The organism is Aeromonas veronii (assembly GCA_041319085.1).
GTDB classification, from domain to species: domain Bacteria; phylum Pseudomonadota; class Gammaproteobacteria; order Enterobacterales; family Aeromonadaceae; genus Aeromonas; species Aeromonas veronii_F.
Map to the genome: position 1 here is coordinate 3,943,850 of CP101033.1, position 25,126 is coordinate 3,968,975.

17 protein-coding genes and 1 pseudogene are annotated in these 25,126 nt (G+C 59.0%); 6 read left to right on the top strand and 12 right to left on the bottom strand.

What is annotated here, in order from left to right; all coding sequences use genetic code 11:
* Positions 1–113: 113 nt before the first annotated feature.
* The 5 genes and pseudogenes from cueR to rph form a co-directional block, all read right to left on the bottom strand.
* Positions 114–503: a Cu(I)-responsive transcriptional regulator gene (gene cueR / locus NMD14_18790; protein ID XEI32715.1), complete on the bottom strand. Its 390-nt coding sequence runs from the start codon at positions 501–503 to the stop codon at positions 114–116.
* Positions 504–2,936: a heavy metal translocating P-type ATPase gene (locus NMD14_18795; protein ID XEI32716.1), complete on the bottom strand. Its 2,433-nt coding sequence runs from the start codon at positions 2,934–2,936 to the stop codon at positions 504–506.
* Positions 2,937–3,088: 152 nt separating this feature from the next.
* A pseudogene (locus NMD14_18800) lies at positions 3,089–4,509 on the bottom strand (IS66 family transposase).
* 148 nt (positions 4,510–4,657) lie between these two features.
* Entirely contained in the window at positions 4,658–5,311 is a 654-nt protein-coding gene (pyrE, locus tag NMD14_18805) for an orotate phosphoribosyltransferase (GenBank protein XEI32717.1), read from the bottom strand.
* A 75-nt stretch (positions 5,312–5,386) separates the two neighbouring features.
* Positions 5,387–6,103, bottom strand: coding sequence for a ribonuclease PH (gene rph, locus NMD14_18810; protein ID XEI32718.1), 717 nt, complete (start codon positions 6,101–6,103; stop codon positions 5,387–5,389).
* Between the two features lie 147 nt (positions 6,104–6,250).
* On the opposite strand from rph, the gene NMD14_18815 reads away from it, so the two are divergent.
* On the top strand, positions 6,251–7,114 hold the full coding sequence (locus NMD14_18815) for a YicC family protein (protein XEI32719.1): 864 nt from the start codon (positions 6,251–6,253) through the stop codon (positions 7,112–7,114).
* A gap of 622 nt (positions 7,115–7,736) precedes the next feature.
* Here the strand turns inward: NMD14_18815 and NMD14_18820 are convergent.
* From NMD14_18820 to NMD14_18835, 4 genes are all read right to left on the bottom strand, one after another.
* Positions 7,737–8,729 (bottom strand): Abi family protein, encoded by a 993-nt coding sequence (locus tag NMD14_18820; protein ID XEI32720.1) that lies wholly within the window; start codon positions 8,727–8,729, stop codon positions 7,737–7,739.
* On the bottom strand, positions 8,729–10,498 hold the full coding sequence (locus NMD14_18825; GenBank protein ID XEI32721.1) for a restriction endonuclease subunit S: 1,770 nt from the start codon (positions 10,496–10,498) through the stop codon (positions 8,729–8,731). The genes NMD14_18820 and NMD14_18825 overlap by 1 nt, the downstream gene beginning before the upstream one ends.
* Complete coding sequence (locus tag NMD14_18830) at positions 10,498–12,000, bottom strand: type I restriction-modification system subunit M (GenBank protein ID XEI32722.1); 1,503 nt, start codon at positions 11,998–12,000, stop codon at positions 10,498–10,500. Before NMD14_18830 ends, NMD14_18825 begins: the two co-directional genes overlap by 1 nt.
* 108 nt (positions 12,001–12,108) lie before the next feature.
* Complete coding sequence (locus NMD14_18835; protein XEI32723.1) at positions 12,109–14,601, bottom strand: DEAD/DEAH box helicase family protein; 2,493 nt, start codon at positions 14,599–14,601, stop codon at positions 12,109–12,111.
* Positions 14,602–14,927: 326 nt separating this feature from the next.
* Here NMD14_18835 and NMD14_18840 point away from each other — a divergent pair, with 326 nt between their 5' ends.
* Positions 14,928–15,182 carry a helix-turn-helix domain-containing protein gene (locus NMD14_18840; protein ID XEI32724.1) on the top strand — a complete coding sequence of 85 codons (255 nt, stop codon included), beginning with the start codon at positions 14,928–14,930 and terminating at the stop codon, positions 15,180–15,182.
* Positions 15,182–16,492, top strand: coding sequence for a type II toxin-antitoxin system HipA family toxin (locus NMD14_18845; GenBank protein ID XEI32725.1), 1,311 nt, complete (start codon positions 15,182–15,184; stop codon positions 16,490–16,492). The genes NMD14_18840 and NMD14_18845 overlap by 1 nt, the downstream gene beginning before the upstream one ends.
* Before the next feature lie 382 nt (positions 16,493–16,874).
* On the opposite strand, the gene NMD14_18850 is transcribed toward NMD14_18845, so the two are convergent.
* Positions 16,875–17,780, bottom strand: a complete 906-nt coding sequence (locus NMD14_18850; protein XEI32726.1) for a LysR substrate-binding domain-containing protein — start codon at positions 17,778–17,780, stop codon at positions 16,875–16,877.
* A 120-nt stretch (positions 17,781–17,900) separates the two neighbouring features.
* On the opposite strand from NMD14_18850, the gene NMD14_18855 reads away from it, so the two are divergent.
* From NMD14_18855 to ovoA, 3 genes are all read left to right on the top strand, one after another.
* On the top strand, positions 17,901–19,028 hold the full coding sequence (locus NMD14_18855; GenBank protein ID XEI32727.1) for an S-(hydroxymethyl)glutathione dehydrogenase/class III alcohol dehydrogenase: 1,128 nt from the start codon (positions 17,901–17,903) through the stop codon (positions 19,026–19,028).
* 48 nt (positions 19,029–19,076) lie between these two features.
* The gene (fghA, locus tag NMD14_18860) at positions 19,077–19,913 is read left to right on the top strand and encodes an S-formylglutathione hydrolase (GenBank protein XEI32728.1); all 837 of its coding nucleotides are present in this window, start codon (positions 19,077–19,079) and stop codon (positions 19,911–19,913) included.
* 264 nt (positions 19,914–20,177) lie between these two features.
* Positions 20,178–22,328: a 5-histidylcysteine sulfoxide synthase gene (gene ovoA / locus NMD14_18865; protein XEI32729.1), complete on the top strand. Its 2,151-nt coding sequence runs from the start codon at positions 20,178–20,180 to the stop codon at positions 22,326–22,328.
* A gap of 79 nt (positions 22,329–22,407) precedes the next feature.
* Here ovoA and NMD14_18870 read toward each other — a convergent pair whose 3' ends face one another.
* Together NMD14_18870 and NMD14_18875 are read right to left on the bottom strand one after the other, a co-directional pair.
* Positions 22,408–23,358: a bile acid:sodium symporter gene (locus NMD14_18870; GenBank protein ID XEI32730.1), complete on the bottom strand. Its 951-nt coding sequence runs from the start codon at positions 23,356–23,358 to the stop codon at positions 22,408–22,410.
* Positions 23,359–23,649: 291 nt separating this feature from the next.
* Positions 23,650–25,095 carry an amino acid permease gene (locus NMD14_18875; GenBank protein ID XEI32731.1) on the bottom strand — a complete coding sequence of 482 codons (1,446 nt, stop codon included), beginning with the start codon at positions 25,093–25,095 and terminating at the stop codon, positions 23,650–23,652.
* Positions 25,096–25,126 lie beyond the last annotated feature (31 nt).

Sequence of the window (25,126 nt, forward strand, 5' to 3'; positions counted from 1 at the left end):
TACAAGAGCCGAGCAGTCTACCACCCCCCCTGAACAGCAACAATAAAGCACCGTTTATTAAGAAGTTAGTCAATCATCTGGGGTTTACCCTGCGCTGGCCGGCGTGCTCTTGCTCACCCCTTCTCCAGCTCTTCGAGGATCGGGCATTCGGGATTTTCGTCCCCGTGACAGCTGCAGACCAACCCTTCAAGGGAGGTAAGCATGGCCTGCAGCCCGGCGATGCGAGCACGCAGATCGACGATCTTCTCCTGCGCCAGCTTCTTCACCTGGGCACTGGTTCTGTGCTCGTCACGGTAGAGCGCCAACAACTCCTGACACTCCTCCAGATTGAAGCCGGTCTCCCGCGCCCGCTTGACGAAACGCAGCTCCCGCAGCGCCCCCTCGGTGTAGCTGCGATAGCCGTTGTCACTGCGCACCGGCGCCGAGATGAGGCCGATGCTCTCGTAGTAACGGATGGTCTTGGCGGTCAGCCCCGTGGCCTTGGCAACCTTGCTGATGTTCATTTATGCCTCCTTACTGATCTGGTTGAGTGATGCTGGCCCGTGCGCCGCCCTGGGCTGCCAGCGTTTCAATAACAGGGAATTGCTCAATACGGTGATGCTGCTCAGGGCCATAGCCGCCCCCGCCAGCTCGGGGCTGAGGTAGCCCAGCGCCGCCAGCGGAATGCCGATGATGTTGAACACGAAGGCCCAGAACAGATTCTGCTGGATGGTTCGCCAAGTGGCCGCCGAGATATCGATGGCATCGGCCACCAAGCGCGGGTCGGATCGCATCAGGGTGATGGAGGCGGTCTCCATCGCCACATCGGAGCCGGAGCCCATAGCGATACCCACATCCGCCGCCGCCAGCGCCGGGGCGTCGTTCACCCCATCCCCTACCATGGCCACCAGCCCGCGGGTTTGTCCCCGCAACGCCGCGACCTTCTCCACCTTGCCAGCTGGCAGCACGGAGTCAAAGGCTCCGTCCAGCCCCAGCTTGGCGGCGATATGGGCCACTGGCACCGGTGCATCGCCGCTCACCAGCCAGCTGGCGATGCCGCGCTGGCGCAGGGTGGCGATGGCTTCAGGACTCTCGGGGCGCAGGGTATCGGCCAGTGCGGCGATACCTGCCACCGTGCCGTCGATGGCCACCCAGACCCGGGTCGCGCCATCGGCGGGTTGCTCATCCTGATGCGGCTCGTCAATGCCGAGCTGGGCCAGCAGGGAGCCATTACCGATGGCGACTGTGTGACCCGCCACCTGACCGACAATACCGGCCCCGACCCGCACCTCCACCGCCTCCGGCTGGGCCAGTGTCGCCTCTTTGCCGACGGCCTCGCGCATGGCCAGCGCCAGCGGGTGTTCGCTCGCCTGCTGTAGAGCGGCGGCGAGGCGCAGCTGCTCGCCCGTGCCGCTCCAGCTCGCCAGCACCGGCTTACCTTGAGTGAGCGTGCCGGTTTTGTCGAAGATGAGCGCCTTGATGGCGTGGGCCTTCTGCAGGGTATCCACATCTTTGATCAGAATGCCGTGGCGCGCCGCCACCCCGGTGCCAGTGACGATGGCCGCCGGTGTGGCCAGCCCCAGCGCACAGGGGCAGGCGATCACCAGCACCGCCACCGCTGCCAGCAGCGCCTGACCGAAGTCGTTGCTGATGGCGTACCACACCAGCAGGGTGAACAGGGCGATGGCCATCACCACCGGCACGAACACGGCGGAAACCTTGTCCACCAGCTGTTGCAGCGGCGCCTTACCCATCTGGGCACTCTCCACCAGTGCGATGATCTTGCTGAGGCTGGAGTCCTCCCCCACGGTAGTGGCTTCGATCTCCAGTACGCCGGAGCGGTTGATGGCACCGCCCAGCACCTTGTCGCCCGCACTGCGCGGCACCGGCAGGCTCTCACCGGTGAGAATCGACTCGTCCAGCTCGCTGGCGCCGCTCACGATTTTGCCATCCACCGGCACCCGCTCACCCACCAGCACCCGCAGCCGATCGCCGCGCAGCACCTCGTCGATGGCGACGCTCTGCCAGCTCTCGCCACGCCAGACGGTGGCAGTTTCCGGCCGCAGCGCCATCAGTTCGCGAATGGCGGACTGGGTGCTGCGGCGGGCTCTCGCCTCCAGCAGTTTGCCCAACGAAATGAGCGTGATGATGATGGCGCTCGCCTCGAAATAGAGCTGGCCGCTGGCGGCCATCCCCAGCGTTAGCAGCAGATAGAGGCTGTAGAAGTAGGCGGCGCTGGTGCCAGTCGCCACCAGCACATCCATATTGGCTGCGCGATTCTTGAGAGCAAGCCAGGCGCCGCGATAGAAACGGGCCCCGATCCAGAACTGCACCGGGGTGGCGAGCAGCAGCTCGAGCCAGGCGGGCAGATGCCAGGGGAACAGTCCGGCCATGGCCAGCATCCCTACCAGCAGCGGTAGGGTGAGCAAAGCCGAGACGATGACCCGGGTCTGCGCCTGACGGGCAGTGGCGGCCTCTTGCGCTTCCCGCTCCAGCAACTGCTGGCGGCGGCCGCTGGCCGAGCCTTGTGCCAGCTGGGCGCCAAAGCCGAGCGCTTCGATCTGCTCGCGCAGGGCGGCGGGCGTCTGCATCCCGGATACCAGCACGATCCGGGCCTGTTCGATGGAAAAATTGACCTCGGCCGAGATAACGCCGGGCAGCGCTGCCAGCATCTTGTTCAGTCGAGCCGAACAACCTGCGCAACTCATGCCGGTAATCTGGAACTGGATGGTCTCGCTGCCGTAGTCGTAACCCTGACTCTTGATGCTGTCGAGCACCGCAGGCAGGCGATCGGGGCTGGCCAGCTCGATAGCAGCCTGCTCCAACGCGAAATTGACGGTGGCCGATACCCCGTCGAGTTTGTTGAGGCTGGTCGCGATGCGGCTGGCGCAGTTGGCGCAGCTCATGCCACTGAGTGGCAATTGCAGATGAATGGGGTGTTGCTGTTGAGTCGTCATGCTGTTCCTCCCCGAAACCCGTCGGCTCCACAAAACGCCGACTGGCAAACCCTAACCTTTACTGTAAGGGTAAGCTCAAGCCACATGATCCACTTTTTGCAGATGAAAAAAACGGCGCCCGTTTGCTGCCAGAGAACAAACGGGGTAAGCGTTCACCGACAGGGGCTTGACACACACAATTCGACAGGAATGGGGTAATCTGTTTTCTCGATGCAAGCACGAACAACTGCTCGCAACCACTCCTGAGGACAACGACCCAGTTTTTTGGCGGTCTCCACCAATGACAGGATGCGCTGGCGAAATTGTTCCCCTCGATGAGACCAAACGCCAAAGCTTCCCTTACGCCACAGCACATAACCGCGCAGGGCTCGCTCCGCCTCGTTGTTAGTCAAGGCGAGCTCATCATCGTTCATGAACCGCCACAGCATCTCGTCATCCCGGAGCAAGAGTTCACAGCGCCCACGGTAACGCTTGGTGCACCATAACGCTCCCAATTCCAACCGCTTGCGCCAGTTTTGCCTGTATCGCCTGAGCCTTCGCAGATAACGCTCTTTGCTCAGCAGACCGTTTTCCCATCGGTGCCTGGCCCTGAACACGCTGTCTGCCAGCAGGACCAGGCGGGCTCCGATTAGCTGATTAACGTCATCACTGCTATCGGCTATTGCGGCCACATTGCGCGCCACATGGGCCCAGCACAGCTGACGCTGACTGGCATCGATGAAGCGGTAACCGGCGTACTGATCTGTCACCAACACGCCATCGAGTTCAGAACCCAGCAACCGCTTGGCGGCATCCTGACCACGCCCGTAGGCGGTCATGAAGCAGACCGCAATCTTGCTCAGCGCCAACCACATCCAGCGCCGCTCGCCACCGCGCTGGTGCCGGGTCTCATCGGCATGGATATGGCTTGCCGACTGCACCTGCCGCTTGATGGCCTGGTGCGTGGGGGTGAGCATGGCGCTCACCCGGCCCTGCGCCTCGCTGATGGCACCGCGACTGAAGGTCAGGCCGAAGTGCTGTTTAAGCTGCTGCTGTATCTGGCTGATGCTCTGATGGAACTGGCCACTTTGCAGGGCAATGTAACTGAGTAAATGGGTGCCCATCTGGCAGCTGCTGATCGTCTCGGGCAGCTCAGCCTGGGCACTGGTCACGCAGTGAGTGCAGGTGCCCCGAAACAGCCGATGCTCAGTGACGAAGTAGCTTACCTCGGGCAGTTCAAACACCTGATGCACGCGGTAGGGTTTGGCATGAGGCAAGACGTTGCCACCGCAACAGAGGCACTCCGACGCCGGATAGTGAGCCGTTGTCGTCAGCCGGGCATCATGGGGATGCAGTTCGCGCCGGCTCCCCTTGTGGCCGGGCTGTGCCCCCGCTTCTTGCCAGAAGCAGGCCGTTTGCGCTCAGAGCGTGGGGCCGCTGCGCCATCGCTGGATGGCGGCTTGGATGAATTGCCGCTGTGTTGATTAAGGCGATCCTCCAGCTCGGCAATACGGTCGAGTAGCTTGTAAATCAGCTCATTGGCCTGCTCCAGCGTGAGCGGCAATCCTGGTGGAGGCGTGTTGTTCCTGTTCATGAAGACAAGGTTGCCTGATGGGCAGGATCAAACAAGAAGCAAATGTGGATCAAGAGACGATCGTATCATTATTTGCCTGTCAATACCCTGCGGGTGAACAGTTACCAAACGGGCGCCGCATTCAGCTATTGCGCGGTGTGAGCGGAGCTCAGATACCGTACTGGGCGCGGTAAGCCTTCATGGCAACCAGCTGCTCGGCCAGCTCCGGCTGCTCGGCCTGCTTCTCTTCCAGATAGGCAATCAGATCGCTCATCTGGATGATGGCGATGATGTGGGCGCTGTAGTCACGCTCCACCTCCTGAATGGCGGAGAGCTCGCCCTTGCCCTTCTCCTGACGGTCCAGCGCGATCAGCACGCCCGCCAGCGAGGCGCCGTTGGCCTGGATCAGATCCATGGATTCACGGATGGCGGTGCCAGCGGTGATAACGTCGTCCACCAGCATGATGCGCCCCTTGAGCGGGCTGCCCACCAGATTGCCGCCCTCGCCGTGATCCTTGGCCTCCTTGCGGTTGAAGCACCAGGGCACGTCCACATCGTGCTGCTCCACCAGCTGCACCGCAGTGGCGGAAGCGATGGGGATCCCCTTGTAGGCCGGGCCAAACAGCACATCGAACTCGATACCGGCATCCATCAGGGCGGCGGCATAGAAGCGGCCGAGACGGGCCAGATCGCGGCCGCTGTTGAACAGACCGGCGTTGAAGAAGTAGGGGCTTTTACGACCGGATTTCAGGGTAAATTCACCGAATTTGAGGACCTGTTTCTCCAGGGCGAACTCGATAAATTGACGCTGGTAGGCTTTCATTCTGGCTCCTTGCTTGGCTTGTCGTTGTCTTGTGTGGGGGTATAAAAAAACGCGGTCAATGCCGCGTTTTTAAAATCAGGAGAGTGACTGCTTCTGCAGCGCAATGATCTCGTCAATGCCGCCCTTGGCGAGCCCCAGCATCGCCAGCAGCTCCTCATGGGTGAAGGGCTCGGCTTCCGCGGTGCCCTGCACCTCGATGATGCGACCATCTTCGGTCATCACCACGTTCATGTCGGTCTCGGCGGCGGAGTCTTCGATGTACTCCAGATCGCAGATGGCTTCGCCCTGATACATGCCGACGGAAACGGCGGCGATCATCTGCTTGAGCGGGCTCTGCTTGATCATGCCCTTCTCGACCATCCAGTTCAGCGCATCCACCAGCGCCACGCAGGCACCGGTAATGGAAGCGGTGCGGGTGCCGCCATCGGCTTGCAGCACATCACAGTCAACGGTGATGGAGTGCTCGCCCAGCGCAGTCAGGTCTACCGCGGCGCGCAGGGAGCGGGCGATCAGCCGGGAGATCTCCAGCGTACGGCCACTCTGCTTGCCGGAGGCCGCTTCGCGGTTCATCCGGGAGTGGGTGGAACGCGGCAGCATGCCGTATTCGGCAGTGACCCAACCCTGACCCTTCCCTTTCAGGAAGCGCGGAACGCTGGTGTCGACGCTGGCGGTGCAGAGCACGCGAGTGTTACCGAACTCCACCAGCACTGAGCCTTCTGCATGTTTGGTGAAATTGCGGGTAATGGTAACCGGGCGAAGTTGCGCGGCACTGCGATCGCTGGGACGTGACATGGAACGGACCTCTGGGCTGGCTCAAATTGGCGGGGGATTATAAGTGATCCCGCCCCAAATATCAGCCGCTAAAACCACGGCATCGGCTGACGAGCAGGGCCGGGCTGAGTATACTGGCCGCACACTTCATCAAGCCCGGAACAATCAATGATTCACAGCATGACCGCCTACGCCCGCAAGGAATTCAAGGGCGACTGGGGCACAGCCGTTTGGGAAATTCGTTCGGTCAACCAGCGCTATCTGGAAACCTACATTCGCCTGCCGGAGCAACTGCGCAGCCTGGAGCCGGTACTGCGTGAGCGTTTCCGCGCCAAGCTGCAGCGCGGCAAGGTGGAGTGCAACCTGCGTTTCGAAGCCGCTCAAGCCGATGCAAAGCAGCTGCATATCAATGAAGAGCTGGCCAAACTGATCATCGATAGCGCCAACTGGGTAATGAAAGAGGCGGGCCAGGGTCAGCTCAATCCGGTCGACGTGCTGCGCTGGCCGGGCGTCATGGCCGCCGCCGAGCAGGACATGGACGCGGTCGCCACCGAGCTGCTCGGCGGGTTTGACCAGACCATGGAAGATTTCCTTGCCTCCCGCGCCAGCGAAGGGGCCAACCTCAAGGCGCTGATCGAACAGCGTCTGGCCGGTATTCAGGTGGAAGTGAAGAAGGTGCGCGAACACCTGCCGCAGATCATCGAGTGGCAACGCCAGAAGCTCACCGACCGGCTGGCCGAAGCCAAGGTCGAGCTGGATCCGGCCCGCATCGAGCAGGAGATCGTGCTGCTGGCCCAGAAGATCGACGTGGCCGAAGAGCTGGATCGTCTGGAGATGCACATCAGCGAAACCAACAAGATCATGAAGAAGGGCGGTGCCTGTGGCCGTCGCCTCGACTTTATGATGCAGGAGTTCAACCGCGAGTCGAACACCCTCGGTTCAAAGTCGATCAATGCCGAAGTGACCCAGTCCGCCGTCGAACTCAAGGTGCTGATCGAGCAGATGCGCGAGCAAATTCAGAACATCGAGTGATCGATTGAACCGCGCTTGCCAATAAAAAGAGCCCTTGATGATCAAGGGCTCTTTTTTTATGACGACGACAGAAGCGGCAGCGACGGTCACTCAGCACCGTAGGTGTGAATAACGTAGCGTATTGGCCCGATCACGCGTTTGGATAACCGCCTGATAAACGAATCATTACAGGCGCTAAATGGAGGCTGGCGGTAAACGGATGGTTACGCTTGGCTAACCACCCCTACGGGCTTCGCCATACAGCCAGTCGGTTGCTAATCATCGGGGTAACCGTTGCACTTTGCGCATCTCATCTACCAGCCTTTGGCGTCAGCGTAGAAGGAGTTACGGCCCCGTCCTCTCCCGGAGGGCGCGGCCAGCTTAATTCCCTCCCCTAGCAGTCAATAACTCCCATACCGTTTCCAGCGCTTGTTGTACTTGCGCCGTTCGTGTTCATGTTCGATGAAAAATGCCGTCCACGGCAGGATGTTGTCACCGCGGTCATCCAGCATCGCCGCCTGATCAGCCCAAAAATCTTGACAGACACGCCCACTGGGCGCACTATTTCCGCAACACGGCCCCTGTCGGTAATGCTGCTAGTCAGCAAAACTGCTCAGGGGTTTTTTGTTGCCTGTGATTTTCTTTACCAATCCTGTTGCCAGTTTGCAGGGGCACCCATGCCTGACAGGTCTAGGCCAAGATGGGCCAGATCCGGGAAAGCGTTGAGATGATCGCGCATCCGCTGCGGCCAGCTTGAGTTTGGGTTGATATAAGCCATCAGGTGGCGGCAGATCCGTAGCAGCAAGAAGCAGCGAGCCTGCGCATGGTGATTGTTTGTGTAGCTCGCAACCCAAGGCAAATTGGCAGCATGCGGCAGCTTTGGCTGTTCCGTAATGTTGCGATTCCACAACCGGCTATGGTGAGCACACACATTGCGCAAGTAGTTGAGACTGCGCAGCCAGGTTGCAAAGACCCGGCCATTAGCAACGCCATAGGCTGCCGCGATCTGATCCTGTTCCGTCTCTCTCATGCCTGCATAGAGCGTTGACATGGTGCCAAAATCCCAGACTTCACAGGCCACCCAAATTGGCAGCGGCAGCCCATATTTGACCTTGTTGTGTTTGACGAACTCCTCTTTGGAGCGGCCAATCAATCTGCCGTGTTTACCTAACCAGTCGTGATGCTTACTGACGCCGCTGCTCTCGTCAAGTTGCTGGCTGAAACCGGCAAACAGACACTCCGGCTTGAGATAGGCGAAGGGGTCAAGCTGCCCCAAGGTGTGGGAAATATCGACACGAATGGCGATTTCGATCCGCTCCAGCGCATCCATCGCCAACATGCGCAGTCGCTTGTCGAACACATAGAGTTCAACCGCATCGATGAAGCGGCTACCCGCCTTGAAGTGTTCCAGCGCGACACGGGTCGTTTTGATTTTCTGCGGCTTTCTGCCCTGCTCAGATAACAGAATCACCTCGCCAGAGCGTTCACGAAACGGATACCAGTAGCCACTGAGCCGGTAGTAACCGATGCGTTCGAGATAATCGAGGGCGATGGTCTGATCGGTGATGGTCATACCGCGCCGTTGCAGTTGGGCAAGCTGATCCTGATGGCTAAGCCACGGTTTGGTGTAGGGCATCAGCTTAGCGTCCCCTCTACCAGCGACTCGGCCAGCGCAAGCTGGGTCTGCTGGCTGGTTTGCAAGCGGGATTTTAGTTGGTCGCAGAGAGCCATTAACTCATGAACCCTGGAAATGATACGAAGTTGCTCTTGATATGGTGACATCGGAATTGGGATTTCCTCCCACTTACTTCTATTGATAATCGGAGTCGCAGAACCAGTCGCTCGTTCTAACAAGAGATTTGTAAAGGCCTTTGTAGTCATTGCAGCCAACAAAAAATATGAATCACATAAGATTGGTCTAATAGAGTTTATCTGTTGATTAAATCCGATCTGCCTGTCACATATGGTGGACTTACCTATAGACCCACCAATACAAACCATCAAGATATCCCCAGCGTTTGCTTCAGAGCTGAGCTCCAAGCCTACGTCACTAAGATACTTTTCTGCTGCCAATAATTTACCAGATGGAGTTATTTGTCCTGGCCCAATAAAAGGAATTTCACCATCATAAAAGGCAGAGTTTCCAGTGCTAGGAGTTTTCCCCGTTGAGCAAATCCCTATATTTCCAAGTCTGGCCCACTCCCATCCCTGCGGTAACTCAAACGGCTTTTCGTCTTCGCTGATCGCAGGTAGCGGTTTCTCTTTTTTGATTTTCTTCTCTTTGACCATCTGGGCTTTTTCGGCGGCGATGCGTTCCAGCAGGGCTGAGGCGGGTTCATCGCTCGGGTCTTGCGGCACCAGCTTGCCCATTACCGCCAATTGCAGGACGGTCTGTTTCAAGGCGTCAATACTGGCCTCGGTGGTAAAGAGGGTATCGAAGTGAGTGGTTAGCCGCGCCCAGTTTTGCGCCAGCTCATCAGCATCGCTGGAGTCTGTCAGCGTGGCGAGCAGGGTCTCCACCAGCGTCTGATGGGCCGCCAGCTGTGATTCGCTGCGCTGCTCCAGCTGGTCGCAGAGAGCCATAAGCTCATCCACTTTGGCAACGATGCGGTGTTGTTCTGGCAAAGGTGGGATGGCAATGACAAGTGGATTTAATTTTTCCAACGATATATTAGCAATATTTGTTGTCTGACTTGAGCTATCGATAAGAACAGACCTTGTCTGAGGTGCTCGTAATACAGCCATCAAAAAAGACGCATCAATTTCATATGGTCTAATTACACTAAGAAAACCACCAAATGTTGCACTTCCAGATGGTATTTCAGAAATGTAAGCAACTTTACCAACAAGCTCCTTGCTGTTTGCCATAGACATAACAATATCACCAACTTCGGCACACTGTTCTTGGCGTTTAACAAATGAGGTGTTTATATAAAGCAAGTCATCCCATTCTATTTTATCTTGGACATTAGCTGTGCGTAGGCAAGCTATTTTGCCCTCTGACGGTTCGCGGTGTTTTTCGCTAGCAGGAAATGTAATACCACGAATAATGGCTACAATATTTCCTAAACATCCCCACTCCCACCCCTCCGGCAATTCAAACGGCTTCTCTTCCTCGCTAATTTCCGGCAAGGCTTTGGGCTTTTTAATTTTGCCCTCTTTGACCAGCCGCGCCTTTTCGGCTGCAATCCGTTCCAGCAGCACGGAGGCCGGTTCATCGCTGGGGTCTTGCGGCACCAGTTTACCGCGCACGGCCAGCTCCAGGATCAGCTCGCGCAGCTTTTTGATGCCGGTCAGTTCCAGCTTGCTGTTGCTGCCGCGTCCGGCACTGCTTTTCGGGCGCACCGCCGCGGTCCAGAGATCCAGATGGTCGGTAATCAGATTTTCTATTTTCAGCGCCGCCATTATGCCTGCTCCCCTTGCTTGGCCGCACTTTTGCCCAAGGCGTCGCCCAGAATGGCTTTTAGCTGGTCACGCAGGGTCTGGATTTCAGCCTGCTCGGTGGCATAGCGCGCCAGCAGCTCGTCGGGGTCATGGCTTATCTGCTCGCCGACATGGGGATTTTTAATATCGAGGTTAAAGTTGCGCTCGATAATGGTGTCGATGCCGACCTTCCAGGCTTGCTCGTTCTCTACCCGGGCAGCAAAGCCGTCCGCCTCATCACCCCACCAAGCGATCTCTGCCTCAAATTCCTCAAACTTCATCGGCTTGGTTTTGCTGTAGTTCTTCACCCCGGCCGGATAGGGGTGCTCGTAGAACCAGACATCCTGGGTGGGCTGCCCCTTGGTGAAGAAGAGGATATTGGTCTTGATGCCGGTATAGGGGGCAAACACGCCGTTGGGCAGCCGCACTATGGTGTGCAGGTTGCACTCGCTGGTGAGCAGTTGCTTGATCTTGGTTTTGACCCCTTCGCCAAACAGGGTGCCATCGGGCAGCACCACGGCGGCACGACCGCCCTTGCCATTTGTTGCCGGGGCAAGGACTTCGATAATCAGCTGCAGGAACAGGTCGGCAGTTTCGCGGGTGCGCAGATCGGCCGGGAAGTTTTGCTCGATGCCATCCTCTTCGGTGCCGCCAAAGGGCGGGTTGGTGAGGATCACATCGATATCGCTATCCCAGCTCGACAGCGGTTTGTCGAGGGTGTTGCCGTGGCGGATCTGCACCGGCACCTCGATGCCGTGCAGCAGCATATTGGTGGTGCAAAGGAGGTGCGGCAGCTGCTTCTTCTCGACCCCCAGGATCTGCTGCTGCAGGGTCTGGTGGTCGGCAGCGGTCTCGACATAGTGCTCTTTGACATGATCGAAGGCGCAGGCGAGAAAGCCACCGGTGCCGCAGGCCGGGTCCATGATCCGCTCGCCGAGTTTGGGATCGATGCGGTTGACCATAAAGCGGGTGACGGCGCGGGGGGTGTAGAACTCACCCGCGTTACCGGCGCTTTGCAGGTCGCGCAGGATCTGCTCGTAGATATCGCCAAACAGGTGGCGTTCGCTGCTGTCGGTAAAGTCGATCTCGTTGAGCTTGTTGATCACCTGCTTGAGCAGGGTGCCGTTTTTCATGTAGTTGAAGGCATCGCTGAACGCCTCTTTCACCACATAGCCACGAGGGTTGAGATCGATATTGGCAGGCTGGTTTTTCAGGCTGTCGAACAGATCGTTGTTGACGAAATCGAGCAGGGCATCACCGGTCAGCCCTTCGCTATCGGCCGCCCAGTTGCGCCACAGGAAGCGCTCGGGGATGGGGCAGCGGTAGTTATCCTGCTCAAACTCCAGCTCCTCTTCCTGGGCGTCGAACACTTTCAAAAACAGCAGCCAGGAGAGCTGGCCAAGGCGCTGGGCATCGCCGTCGATACCGGCGTCCTTACGCATGATGTCCTGAATGGATTTGATGACTGAGCTGATGGATGACATGGGATTCTCTGCTTTTTACAAAAATGGCGACGAATGCGTCAGGAGTATCGATAAAACAAGCGGCCATCATTGGAATGGCCGCATGGTAGTTCAGAAGCAGTCAGGTCGTCAGGCGCTCTGCTGCTCACGATCAGTGTGGCGATAGATTTCTTGCTCCAGTTCGGTGATGGCCTGCTCGAACTGTTTGGGACCACCAAACCCCTTCTTGGCCAACTCCAGCGGGCGACCCAACTCGGTAAAGGGGGCGACTTTTAGCGCATCCTTGGTCTCAATCTCGGTCACGCCCTGATCGGCATACTTGTCGAGCAGGCTGGTAAGCACCTGCTGGGCGGTGTCGTTGTACTTGGTGAAGTAGTTGCGCTTTTTGACGTTGTTGGCCCGCTCGCGGCGGGTCAGTGGCGGCTGATCGTATACCACATGGCAGATAAGGTCGAACGGGTCGAGCTCCTTGCCCACTTCCTGCTCCAACACCTCCCACAGCACGCCCGCCTGAGCCAACTCATCCATGATGGCTTGCTTGCGCTCGGCCCCTTGCCAGCGTTTGGTGAAGGCATCGAGGGTGGCAAACTCCTTGAGCAGGGTCTTCTTGGTGTAGTCCTTGAAAGATTCGGTCACCAGCTTGCCATCGGCGTCATAGTACTGCACCCGCTCGGCGATAACGCTGACCGCGACCCCCTTGACATAATATTTGCTGACGCCGGGCTCGGGGCCACCCAGCGGGCCTGCGCCCTGGCCACCTGCGCCCTGACTCCCAGCGTCACTGTGGCCACCGTCACTACCGGTTGTGTAGCTGCCGGGTTGTTCATCGACTCCGGGAGCAAACGGATCGTCATTGTTGCCGGGTTCATCGGCTGGCAGTGGATCGGCTCCGTCGATGATATCGCCCAGGCCTTCATCCGGTTTGTTGATGTCTATCGGTTTGACCACCATGACGCGCTCCGGCTCGCCGTCGAAACGCGGGTCGGCAAACAGCTCGGTGGCCTTCTTGAAGTCGAGAATGGTAAACCAGAGCTTGCCGTACTTGTCGTCGATACGGGTGCCACGGCCGATGATCTGCTTGAACTTGGTCATGGACTGGATGTTTTGATCCAGCACCACCAGCTTGCAGGTCTTGGCATCGACGCCGGTGCTCATCAGCTCGGAAGTAGTGGCAATCACCGGATAGGGCTTTTTCGGGTTGATAAAGTTGTCGAGCTGGGCTTTGCCAAGGTCATCATCGCCGGTGATTTTCATCACATAGCGCTCATCCTTGGCCATCTGATCCGGGTTGAGGTTAACCAGCGCCCGTCGCATCCGGTCGGCATGATCGATGTCGTTGCAAAACACGATGGTCTTGGCCATCGGGTCGGTTTTCTTGAGGTAGTTGGTGATGGTCTCGGCCACCAGCTGGGTACGCTCGTCGATCACCAGAGTGCGGTCGAAATCCTTCTGGTTATAGATGCGGTCTTCAATCAGGTTGCCCTGTTTGTCCATCTGCCCTTTGGTGGGACGCCACCCCTGCAGATCAACATCGATATCGACCCGCACCACCTTGTAGGGGGCAAGAAAACCATCTTCGATCCCCTCTTTGAGGGAGTAGGTATAAACAGGGTCACCGAAGTAATCGGTGCTGGAGACGGTTTCGGTCTCTTTGGGCGTGGCGGTGAGACCAATCTGGGTGGCCGATGAGAAGTATTCGAGGATCTCGCGCCAGGCGCTGTCTTCGGCGGCGCTGCCCCGATGGCACTCATCCACCACGATGAGATCGAAGAAGTCGGGTGAGACCTGCTTGAAGGCTTTCTGTGACTCTTCCGGTCCGGTGAGCGCCTGATAGAGGGCAAGGTGGATCTCATAGGCAGGATCGATCGTGCGCCCGGTGACCTTGGTCATGGCCGAGCCAAAGGGCTGAAAATCATTGATCTTGGTCTGATCCACCAGAATGTTGCGATCGGCCAAAAACAGGATGCGCTTCTTGGCGCCCGCCTTCCACAAACGCCAGATGATCTGGAATGCGGTGTAGGTCTTGCCGGTGCCGGTGGCCATCACCAGCAATACCCGATCCTCACCTTTCGATATGGCATCTACGGTCTTGTTGATGGCCTGCAGCTGGTAATAACGGGGAGATTTGCCGCTGCCATCCGAGTAGTAATCCTGACTAATCATCGGCAACTGGGCTTGGGTATAACCCTTCCAGCTGCAGAACTTGTCCCACAGCTGGCCTGGGCTGGGGAAATCCTCCAGCGCGATCTCGGACTCCAGCTTCGCCGGGCTGGTCTTGTCATGAAAGACGAAGCCATCGCCATTGCTGGCAAACACGAAGGGCACATCCAGCAAACGGGCATAATCGAGCCCTTGTTGCATCCCCTTGCCAATCTCATGCTTGTTGGCTTTGGCCTCAATCACCGCAAGCGGCAGCCCCTCTTTGTGGTAGAGCACGATATCGGCCGATTTGACCTTCTTGCGTGCCGCCATCTGGCCGCGCACCACCACCTTGCCATCCCGCAGCTTCACCTCTTGGCGAACCTGGGTCAGGTCATCCCACCCCGCCGCCTTGATAGCAGGCAGCAGGTATTTCGAGATGATGTCGGCTTCGGTGAGGGTTGTTTTGTTGATCTCGGCCATGAGCACTCTTCCGGTCGGGGGACAATATTGCTCAAGATTCTCTCATAAATTCAGCCGGGTTTTATTGATTTCAGACTCATAAAGCAACATGGGGGGCTGCTCTTGATGGCATGCCTTCTGGCCAAGGATACGTCTGGCAATGACGCCTTAATGTTGCGCTGAATAGGTAATCTCCTCGCCTGCTGTTCTCTTACCCGCTATAGGGGATAAATGTTAATTACCGCCTTTGGCGTGTAATTTATATTTACCCTCTACAACAGGTAAACATTGATATACCTGCCACAGCGTGTAAATTGGAAGAAGGCACGCGACCAGGTAATCGACTCATGAAAGTAACCAGCGCCAAGCAGCTGAGCGCCTGTATCAAGGATGCCAGGCTTTCGCAAAAGCTCTCTCAAGGCAAAGTGGCCGAGAAAGTGGGGATTAGGCAAGACACTGTATCCAGCTTCGAGCTCAACCCTGAGTCCACCAAGCTGGAGACCCTGTTCAAGATCCTCGCAGCACTCGAGTTGTCACTGGATATCAAACCCCGCAATGAGTCATCCGACAGCCCTATATCAGGCTGGAAGGAGGAGTGGTAATGGCCAATCTGGCTGTCTACATGAACGGCTATCGGGTAGGCACATTCACCAAAACTGCCAGCGGCGCCCATCAGTTTCAGTACCATGAGTCATGGCTAGCACAACCGGGCAGCCGTCCGATCTCACTCTCCATGCCATTGCGCCATCAGCCCTACCGGGGCGATGAAGCCTATAACTTCTTCGATAACCTGCTGCCAGATAATATGGAGGTGAGGAACAGGGTTGTAGCACGCTATCAAGCGGCATCAACCCAGCCCTTCGATCTGCTCAGTTGCATTGGCCAGGATAGCGTAGGGGCATTACAGCTGGTTACCGAAGGGCACGATGTTCCAGATGTCAGGCGAATCGACTACAAGGCACTTTCCGATGACGAGCTCGAGCAGATCCTGACCAGCTACAAATCAGGAATCCCTTTGGGGATGGTCAGGGAGCAAGAGGAGTTCCGGATCTCTATCGCCGGGGCGCAAGAAAAGACTGCGCTGCTCTATCTCGATGGCCGTTGGTACTTGCCACTCAACGCAACGCCGACAACCCACATTATCAAACTCCCTATCGGCAAGATTGAAAGCCACTCCTACTCGATAGATCTCTCCCAGAGCGTAGAAAACGAATATCTCTGCACTCTGATTGCCAAGGAGTTTGGTCTACCCGTACCTCACTGCTTCATGATGCAGGTTGGCCAGGTCAAAGCACTTGCCGTGGAACGCTTCGACAGACGTTACGCCGCCGATCGCAGTTGGATCATGCGTCTGCCCCAGGAAGATTTCTGTCAGGTATTGAATGTTCCGTCAGCACGGAAATACGAGAGCCATGGCGGCCCCGGGATCACTGACATCATGAAAACCTTGCTGGGCTCTGCGACACCAGAACAGGATCGCTACCTGTTCATGAAATCTCAGGTGCTGTTCTGGCTGCTGGCGGCCACCGATGGCCATGCCAAGAACTTCTCGGTCTTTATTGAACCGGAAGGGCGTTTTCGCCTGACCCCTTTTTACGACATCCTATCTGTCTATCCAGTGTTTGGCGGCCGAGGCCTACACCCACGCGATGCAAAGCTGGCCATGGGCCTGGCCGCGACCAAGGGCAAGAAATATGCGATAGAGCAGATATTCCCACGCCACTTCTTTCATACAGCCAAAGCGGTGGGATTTGAAAAGGGGCAAATGGAAATGATCCTAAACGAAATGGCCAGTAGTCTGGATGAAGTGATCTCGGCCGTCCGTCAGCAGTTACCAGATACATTTCCCACCCAGATCGCGGACTCGATTCTGGATGGGCTCAGCACCAGAGCGCAGCGTTTAACTCTGTAGTCAACCAAGTGAAATGAAGCCTGGCCAGAGACAAAACATAAGCACCAACCATTGCCACCTCACATCCGGGCCCAGTTTCCCGGTTTCCCACTTTTCCCACCTCCACTTGGCCTGCGTGGGGATGGTTCAGCATAAACAGGGGCTATCACCATTGTCTGGGTAGTACTTTGGGTAGTTTTTCTTAAAAAAATAAGAAAAATGACATCATGACCATGATTTTTATAGATATTTATACTAAGTCATACAATTAGATCCAGAATATCGAGTGATCGATTGAGCCGCGCTTGCCAATAAAAAGAGCCCTTGATGATCAAGGGCTCTTTTATTTTCCGGCCATCACACCTGTCGCCCGCCGCCGGCGAGTCAACGGGCGGGGAACGTCCTAGCCTATCGGCATCACCAGCGCCGGTTGGTGCGGGTCGCTCAGCCGCTCGGCGAGGTAGTCCACCAGCAGCCGCACCTTGGGAGAGAGGTGGCGATTGTGGGGATAGAGGGCCCAGATCCCCTCGGCCGGGGCCCGCAGTTCGGGCAGCAGCTCGATCAGTTCGCCACGGGCCAGATGGTCGCTCACGTAGTAGTCCGGCAGCTGGATGATGCCAATCCCCTTGAGCGCCGCATCCAGCAGAGAGTGGCCACTGTTGCACTGCAACAGGCCGCGCACCCGCACGCTGTGGGAACGACCATCCAGGGTGAAGTGCCACTCGTCGCTGTTGCCCACCAGACAGGTGTGGCGGGTCAGCTCGGAGAGGCTGTTGGGCATGCCGTGGCGGGCGGTGTAAGCCGGCGAGGCGCAGACATAGGGCACCCGCTGCGCCAGCTTGCGCGCCACCAGCGTCGAATCCTTGAGATGGCCGAGCCGCAGCGCCAGATCGTAGCCCTCGTGCACCAGATCCAGCAGCTGGTTGGTGAGGTTGAGGGTCACCTCCAGCTGGGGGAAACGCACCATGAAGTCATTCACCAGCGGAGCGATGCGGCTCTCGCCGTAGGAGACGGGGGCCGTGATGCGCAGCGACCCTTGTGGTACCGCCTGATGGCGCCCCACCGCCAGCTCCGCCTCGTAGAGGTTATCGAGCAACTGACGGCAGTGGCGATAGTAGATCTCGCCAAGCTCGGTGAGCCGCACCTGACGGGTGGTGCGCAGCAGCAGCTTGGCCTGCAGCCGATCTTCCAGCTGCGCCACCTGACGACTCACTTGCACCACCGACACTCCCAGCTTGCGTGCCGCCGGGGTAAAGCCCCCCTGCTCCGCCACGCTGACAAATTCACAGATCCCTTCCCAGCCGAACATTATTACCTGTGTGTAAAAGTGATTTGAGATTTGCCCTCATTATCACCAAATCGGCGGGAAACTACACTGAATGTCCGAACTCATCTCTGTTCACCCTGCTCAACAAGAAGGATGTCATTCATGGCACAGGTTCAAAGCATCAAGTGTAAAGCCGCCATCGCCTGGGGCCCGGGTCAGCCCCTCTCCATCGAAGAGGTGGAAGTCATGCCGCCGCAAGCAGGCGAGGTGCGGGTGCGCATCGTCGCCACCGGAGTCTGTCACACCGATGCCTTCACCCTCTCCGGTGAGGATCCGGAAGGGGTCTTCCCCTGCATACTCGGTCACGAGGGGGGCGGCATCGTCGAATCGGTCGGCGAAGGGGTCACCAGCGTCAAAGTCGGCGATCACGTGATCCCGCTCTACACCCCCGAGTGCGGAGAGTGCAAATTCTGCAAATCCGGCAAGACCAACCTGTGCCAGAAGATCCGCGCCACTCAGGGCAAGGGGTTGATGCCGGACGGCACCACCCGCTTCTCGAAAGATGGCCAGCCCATCTATCACTACATGGGCACCTCCACCTTCAGCGAATACACGGTGCTGCCGGAGATCTCCATCGCCAAGGTGGACCCGGCCGCCCCGCTGGAAGAGGTCTGCCTGCTCGGTTGCGGCGTCACCACCGGCATCGGCGCCGTGATGAACACCGCCAAGGTGACAGAGGGTGAGAGCGTCGCCATCTTCGGGCTGGGGGGCATCGGCCTCTCGGCAGTGATCGGCGCCCGTCTGGCCAAGGCCGGTCGCATCATCGCCATCGACATCAACGAGAGCAAGTTCGAACTGGCCCGCAAGCTGGGCGCCACCGACTGCATCAACCCGAACGACTATGACAAACCCATCCAGGAGGTGATCGTCGAGCTCACCGACGGCGGCGTTGACTTCTCGTTCGAGTGCATCGGCAACGTCAAGGTGATGCGCGCGGCGCTCGAGTGCTGCCACAAGGGCTGGGGCGAGTCGGTCATCATCGGCGTGGCCGGCGCCGGCCAGGAGATCAGCACCCGTCCGTTCCAGCTGGTAACCGGTCGGGTCTGGCGCGGCAGCGCCTTCGGCGGGGTACGCGGTCGCAGCGAACTGCCGAGCTATGTGCAGCGCTACATGCAGGGTGAGTTCCGTCTCGATGACTTTATCACCCACACCATGCCGCTGGAGCAGATCAACGAGGCATTCGATCTGATGCACGAAGGCAAGAGCATCCGCACCGTCATCCACTACTGAGCTTGATCACCCCGCCCGCCATCGTGGGCGGGGTGCAGGAGTCCTTCGATGAATCTGGAGATTATCAGCAGCAACAAGAGCTTCGGCGGCTGGCACAAGCGCTATCGCCACCACGCCAGCGTGCTCGGCTGCGAGATGAATTTTGCCATCTATCTGCCGCCCCAGGCTCTCACCGGCCAGAAGGTGCCGGTACTTTACTGGCTCAGCGGCCTCACCTGCACCGATGAGAACTTCATGCAGAAGGCGGGCGCCCAGCGCATCGCCGCCGAGCTCGGCATCGCCCTGGTGGCGCCGGACACCAGCCCCCGCGGCGACGGCGTGGCAGACGACCCCGGTTATGACCTCGGCATGGGCGCAGGTTTTTACGTCAATGCCAGCCAGAGCCCCTGGCAGACGCACTACCAGATGTATGACTACGTCACCCGCGAGCTGCCTGACTTGATAGAGACCCACTTCCCGGTCTCGACCCGCCGCGCCATCAGCGGCCACTCCATGGGCGGTCACGGGGCACTGATCGCCGCGTTGCGGGAGCCCGGTCGCTACCGCTCGGTCTCGGCGTTCAGCCCGATCTGCCACCCGAGCCGCTGCCCCTGGGGCCAGAAGGCGCTTGGTGCCTACCTCGGCAGCAATCCCTTGTTGTGGCAGGAGTGGGATGCCTGCCAACTGCTGCGCAATGAGTCGGTCAAACCACTGCCCACCCTGGTGGATGTGGGGCTGGATGATCCCTTCCTCGCCGAGCAGCTGCATATCGATGCGCTGGCCGAGGTGGCCGCCAGCAAGGAGTGGCCGCTGGAGCTCAACCGCCACCAGGGCTATGACCACAGCTACTACTTCGTGGCGAGCTTTATCGAGGCGCACCTGCGCTTTCACGCCCGCCACCTCTGATCCCCACAACTGAAACAGGCCCGTGACGGGCCTGTTTGCTGGCAAAGGATGATGATCGGGCTGGCAAGATGGTCATCACCACTATTCTTATGATGGATTGGCGGGCCATCTTGCCGGTCACTATGCTGACAGCCCGTGGCAATTTTTGATTGCCGTACCGATCTGTTGAGCCAATAGTGGTACTTCGTGCGTACCAAGCTCTCCATTGCGGTAATGCCATTACCACTGTCTTGTCAGTCTTCACTGCCAACAAGGAGTCAGAGCGTGACCCAAGCAAGCCCTCTCTATGCCACTGCCGTCGGTCTGCCGAAGCCGACTCGCACCCCGCTGCTGACCGGCAGCGATCCCGAGCAGAAACGGCGCGAACTGCTCGCCTACTTCTGCCAGACCTTCGATCTCTACGACTCGCTGTTCGACTGTCTGGCCGATGAGCGGGCCTGGTTCAACAAGGCGATCCCGCTGCGCCATCCGCTCATCTTCTACTACGGCCACACCGCCGCCTTCTTTATCAACAAGCTGCTGGCGGCACGCCTAATCGATCAGCGGCTGGATGCCCGCATCGAGGCCATGGTCGCCATCGGGGTGGACGAGATGAGCTGGGATGATCTGGACGAGACCCACTACGACTGGCCAAAGGTCGCCGAGCTGCGCAGCTATCGAGCCAAAGTCCGTTCGCTGGTGTGCGATTTCATTCGGCAGATGCCGCTCACCCTGCCCATCGACTGGCAGAGCCCGGCCTGGGTGATCCTGATGGGGATAGAGCACGAGCGCATCCATCTCGAGACCTCCAGCGTGCTGATCCGCCAGTTGCCGCTCGCCTGGGTGCGGCCGCAGCCTTATTGGCCCGTTTGCGCCGAAGCGCGCCACCGCATTGACCAGGTACCCGCCAACAGCCTGCTGCCGGTGGCGGGCGGCAAGGTGCGCCTTGGCAAACAGGACGCTACCTACGGCTGGGACAACGAATATGGCGAGCGCCATATCGAGCTGGCCCCGTTTCAGGCCAGCCGCATGCTGGTGAGCAATGCCGAGTACCTCGCCTTCGTCCAGGCGGGCGGCTACAGCCAGCAACAGTGGTGGGACGAGGAGGGGTGGGGCTGGTGCCAGTACGCCAAGGCGCAGATGCCCACCTTCTGGGAGGGTGATCCTGCCGCGCCCGGGCAATTGCAGCTGCGGCTGATGACCGGGCAGGTCGCCATGCCCTGGGACTGGCCGGTGGAGGTAAACCAGCTGGAGGCCGCCGCCTTCTGCCGCTGGAAGGCGGCCCAGACCGGACTCCCCATCCAGCTGCCGAGCGAGGCAGAGTGGCAGCTGCTGCGCGAGCAGCTACCCGGCGATCAGCCGGACTGGACGGAAGCCCCAGGCAATATCAATCTGGCCCGTTTCGCCTCCTCCTGCCCGGTGGATGCCTGCCCGCAAGGGGAGTTCTTCGATCTGGTGGGCAATGCCTGGCAGTGGACCAGCACCGCCATCGATGGCTTCGACGGCTTTAAAATCCACCCGCTCTACGACGACTTCTCCACCCCCACCTTTGATGGCAAGCACACCCTGATCAAGGGCGGCAGCTGGATCAGCACGGGTAACGAAGCGCTCAAATCATCCCGTTACGCCTTCCGGCGTCACTTCTTCCAGCATGCGGGTTTCCGCTATCTGGTCTCCCGTTATCAGGAACCCGTTATCGTGAATCCCTATGAAACCGACACGCTGGTCGCTCAGTACCTCGACTTCCAGTACGGCCCGAGCCACTTCGGGGTCGCCAACTACGCCAAGACGCTTGCTGATCTTGCTGGCGAGCTCTGCAGCAACCACCAGCGGGCGCTGGATATCGGCTGCGCCACCGGCCGCGCCAGCTTCGAACTGGTTCGCCACTTCCAGCATGTGGACGGGGTGGACTACTCGGCCCGCTTCATCGACGTGGCGCTGGCCCTCGCCAGCCAGGACAGCTTCCGCTACGCCATTCCGCTGGAGGGTGAACTGGTGGAGTATTGCGAGGCACGCCTGTCGAGCCACGGGCTGGGGGCGAGTCAGGCTGAGCGCATCCACTTCAGTCAGGGGGATGCCTGCAACCTCAAGCCCAAATATGACCACTACGATCTGGTGCTCGCCTCCAACCTCATCGACCGGCTGCGGGAGCCCGCCCGCTTCCTGCGGGACATAGCGCCCCGGCTGCGCAGCGGTGGCTTGCTGGTGCTCACCAGCCCCTATACCTGGCTGGCGGAATATACCCCGCCCGCCAACTGGCTCGGCGGCATTCGCGAAAACGGCGAGGCGCTCACCACCTATCAGGCGCTGCAACGGCTGCTGGCGGCGGAGTTCGAGGAGCACTGCCCGCCCCGGGATGTGCCTTTCGTCATCCGCGAGACCGCCCGCAAGTACCAGCACACGGTGGCGCAGCTGACCGTCTGGCGCAAACGCTAGCACGCCGGTCGACATGCAGATGAGAAGAGGGAGGCCAACGGGCCTCCCTCTTGTTATGGCAGTCAAAACGACGCGAGTATCAATGCCCCTGCTCGTGATAGCGGCGGGCCAGCACGGCGCAGACCATCAGCTGGATCTGGTGGAAGATCATCAGCGGCAGCACCATCACCCCGACGCTGGCGGCCGGGAACATGACGTTGGCCATCGGCACCCCGTTGGCCAGACTCTTCTTGGAGCCGCAGAAGACGATGGTGATCTCGTCCGCCTTGTCGAAGCCGAGGCGACGGCTGATCCAGACGTTCCAGCAGAGCACCAGCGCCAGCAAGACGCAGCTCAGCAGCACGATACTGGCCAGATCGTACCAACCTACTTGATGCCAAATCCCCTGCACCACCGCCTCGCTGAAGGCGACGTAGACCACCAGCAGGATGGAGCTCTGATCCAGCTTGCCGATCATCGGACGGTGGCTGTCGACCCAGCGACCGATCAGCGGGCGCGACAGGTGACCCACCACGAACGGCAGCATCAGCTGCATCATGATGGACTGAATAGAGTGCCAGGTGTCGATCCCCTCCCCCTGCACGTGGATCATCATCCCCACCAGCACCGGCGAGAGGAAGATGCCGAGGATGCTGGAGGCCGAGGCGCTGCACACCGCCGCCGACACATTGCCCCCCGCCATCGAGGTAAAGGCGATGGCAGACTGCACGGTGGCAGGCAGGGCGCAGAGATAGAGGAAGCCAAGGTAGATAGCCGGGCTCAACCAGCTCGGCACCAACGGGGTGAGCAGCAGCCCGAGCAACGGAAACAGCACAAAGGTGCTGAGCATCACCACCAGATGCAGCCGCCAGTGGCCGAGGCCCGCCAGCAGGTTCTGGCGCGACAGCTTGGCGCCATGCATGAAGAACAAGAGCGCCACCGCCAGCTTGGTCAGCAGACCGAACCAGACGGCCACCTGCCCCTCGCAGGGAAAGAGGGAGGCCAGGGTGACCACCGCAATCAGCACAACAGTAAAGGGATCCAGACGCACAGGGGGTCTCCATCAGAGAGTATCCTGCCTTCGTGGCGGGAGGTCAGGATTGGGAGGACAAGAAACACAACAGGAGGTGTCTGGCACCTCCCGTTGAAACGAATCCCCAGCTTACCCCGATAACAGGGATGCGCAAAGTTGAGCGCTGGATAATTGTTCATCAATGCTTAACGCCTTTGCTTTGTCGAATAGCGGAAGTGACGACCCGCGGCCAGATAGCGCCAAACCGGCGAGAAATGGATATAAAAACGGGCGACCTTGGCCGCCCGTCTCGTTTTTTCGCTCAGCCGATCAGCGCTGGCTGGCCAGCTTGCTGTTGCCGGTTTTCTTCTCATTGCCGCCGAGCTTGCGGGCCTGCCGCTTCTCAAAGCGGGAGATCCACCAGTAAGCCAGCGCCGAGAAGACTGCGGTCATGAAGACGTTGATGAAGAAGGCGCGTACCAGATCCACCCCGGCCGGGAAGGCAGAGGCACTCATGCTCACCACGAAGATAGCGATCAGCACCGACACCACCGCCATGCCGAAGGTGCGCGACCCCATGCGGAAGTCGCGGGGGGTGTCGTCATGTTTCCAGCGAAACACCAAGTAGGCCACCATGATGAAGATCGGCGGCAACATGGCGGTACCGGCGGTGAGGTTGATGGCGGTGTTCATCATCTGCTGCACCGACTCGGAGCCAAAACCGTTGACCACCAGCATCGCGAATACGAAGACAAACTGCCACCAGGCGGCGCGCACTGGCACCCCGTGCTGGTTGAGACGGGTGGTTTTCTCACCGTAGACACCCTGCGGGATCTCGGAGAAGTGGATCTTCACCGGCGCCGAGGTCCACATCATCATGGAGCCGAACATGGCGATGAACAGCACGATACCGACCGCGCGGCCCACCAGGGTCTCGGAAAGCCCGAAGTACTGGGCCATGCCGGTGAAGATCTCCACCATGCCGCCGGCATAGGTGAGACTCTCGCGCGGTACGAACACATTCACCAGCAGGGAACCCAACGCATACATGGCGCCGATGACGATACCGGCGGTGATGATCACCTTGATAAAGGACTTCTGGCCGCCCTTCACGTCATTGAGATAGGCCGCCGCCGTTTCGGCACCGCCCGCCGCCTGGAAGATCCAGCACATGATGCCGAGGGTCGCCCAGTTGACGGTGGGGGTCATGGCCTCCAGCGTAATGGGCTGGGCCGCCACATGGTCACCGCCGAGCGCCATCAGGGCGCCCAGCACATAGATGGCGAACAGGGCAAATACACCGTAGGCCACCAATTCGGCAATCTTGCCGAGCCAGCTCGCCCCCTTGGTGGAGATATGGGTCGCCGCCGCAAACAATACGATGGAGATGATAGAGGTGACCATGGGGGAGAAGCTGTACTCATAGCCCAGCATGGCGTAGGAGGCATAGGCGATGACATTGGGCAGCAGGGAGACGAACCAGAACAGGTTCACGAACCAGTAGAGAAACGAGCCCAGATAGGCCATCCGGGTGCCGAGCGGCTTTTTCAGCCAGTCGTACATCCCCGACTCGGAGTTTTTGTTGGCCGAGACGAACTCGGCAATGATGAAAACGAATGGCACGAAGTAGACGAGCGTGGCCAGCAGGAAAATGGGGGCGGAGCTGAGCCCCAGCTCGATGTTGTTGTTGACGATGTTGCGCACGTTGAACACGGCGGCAAAGGTCATCGACAACAGGGCAAACTTGCCGATGGTGCCGCGTACGGATTCAGACATGGTGTCCTCCGGTAGATTCACGCCCCTTCGC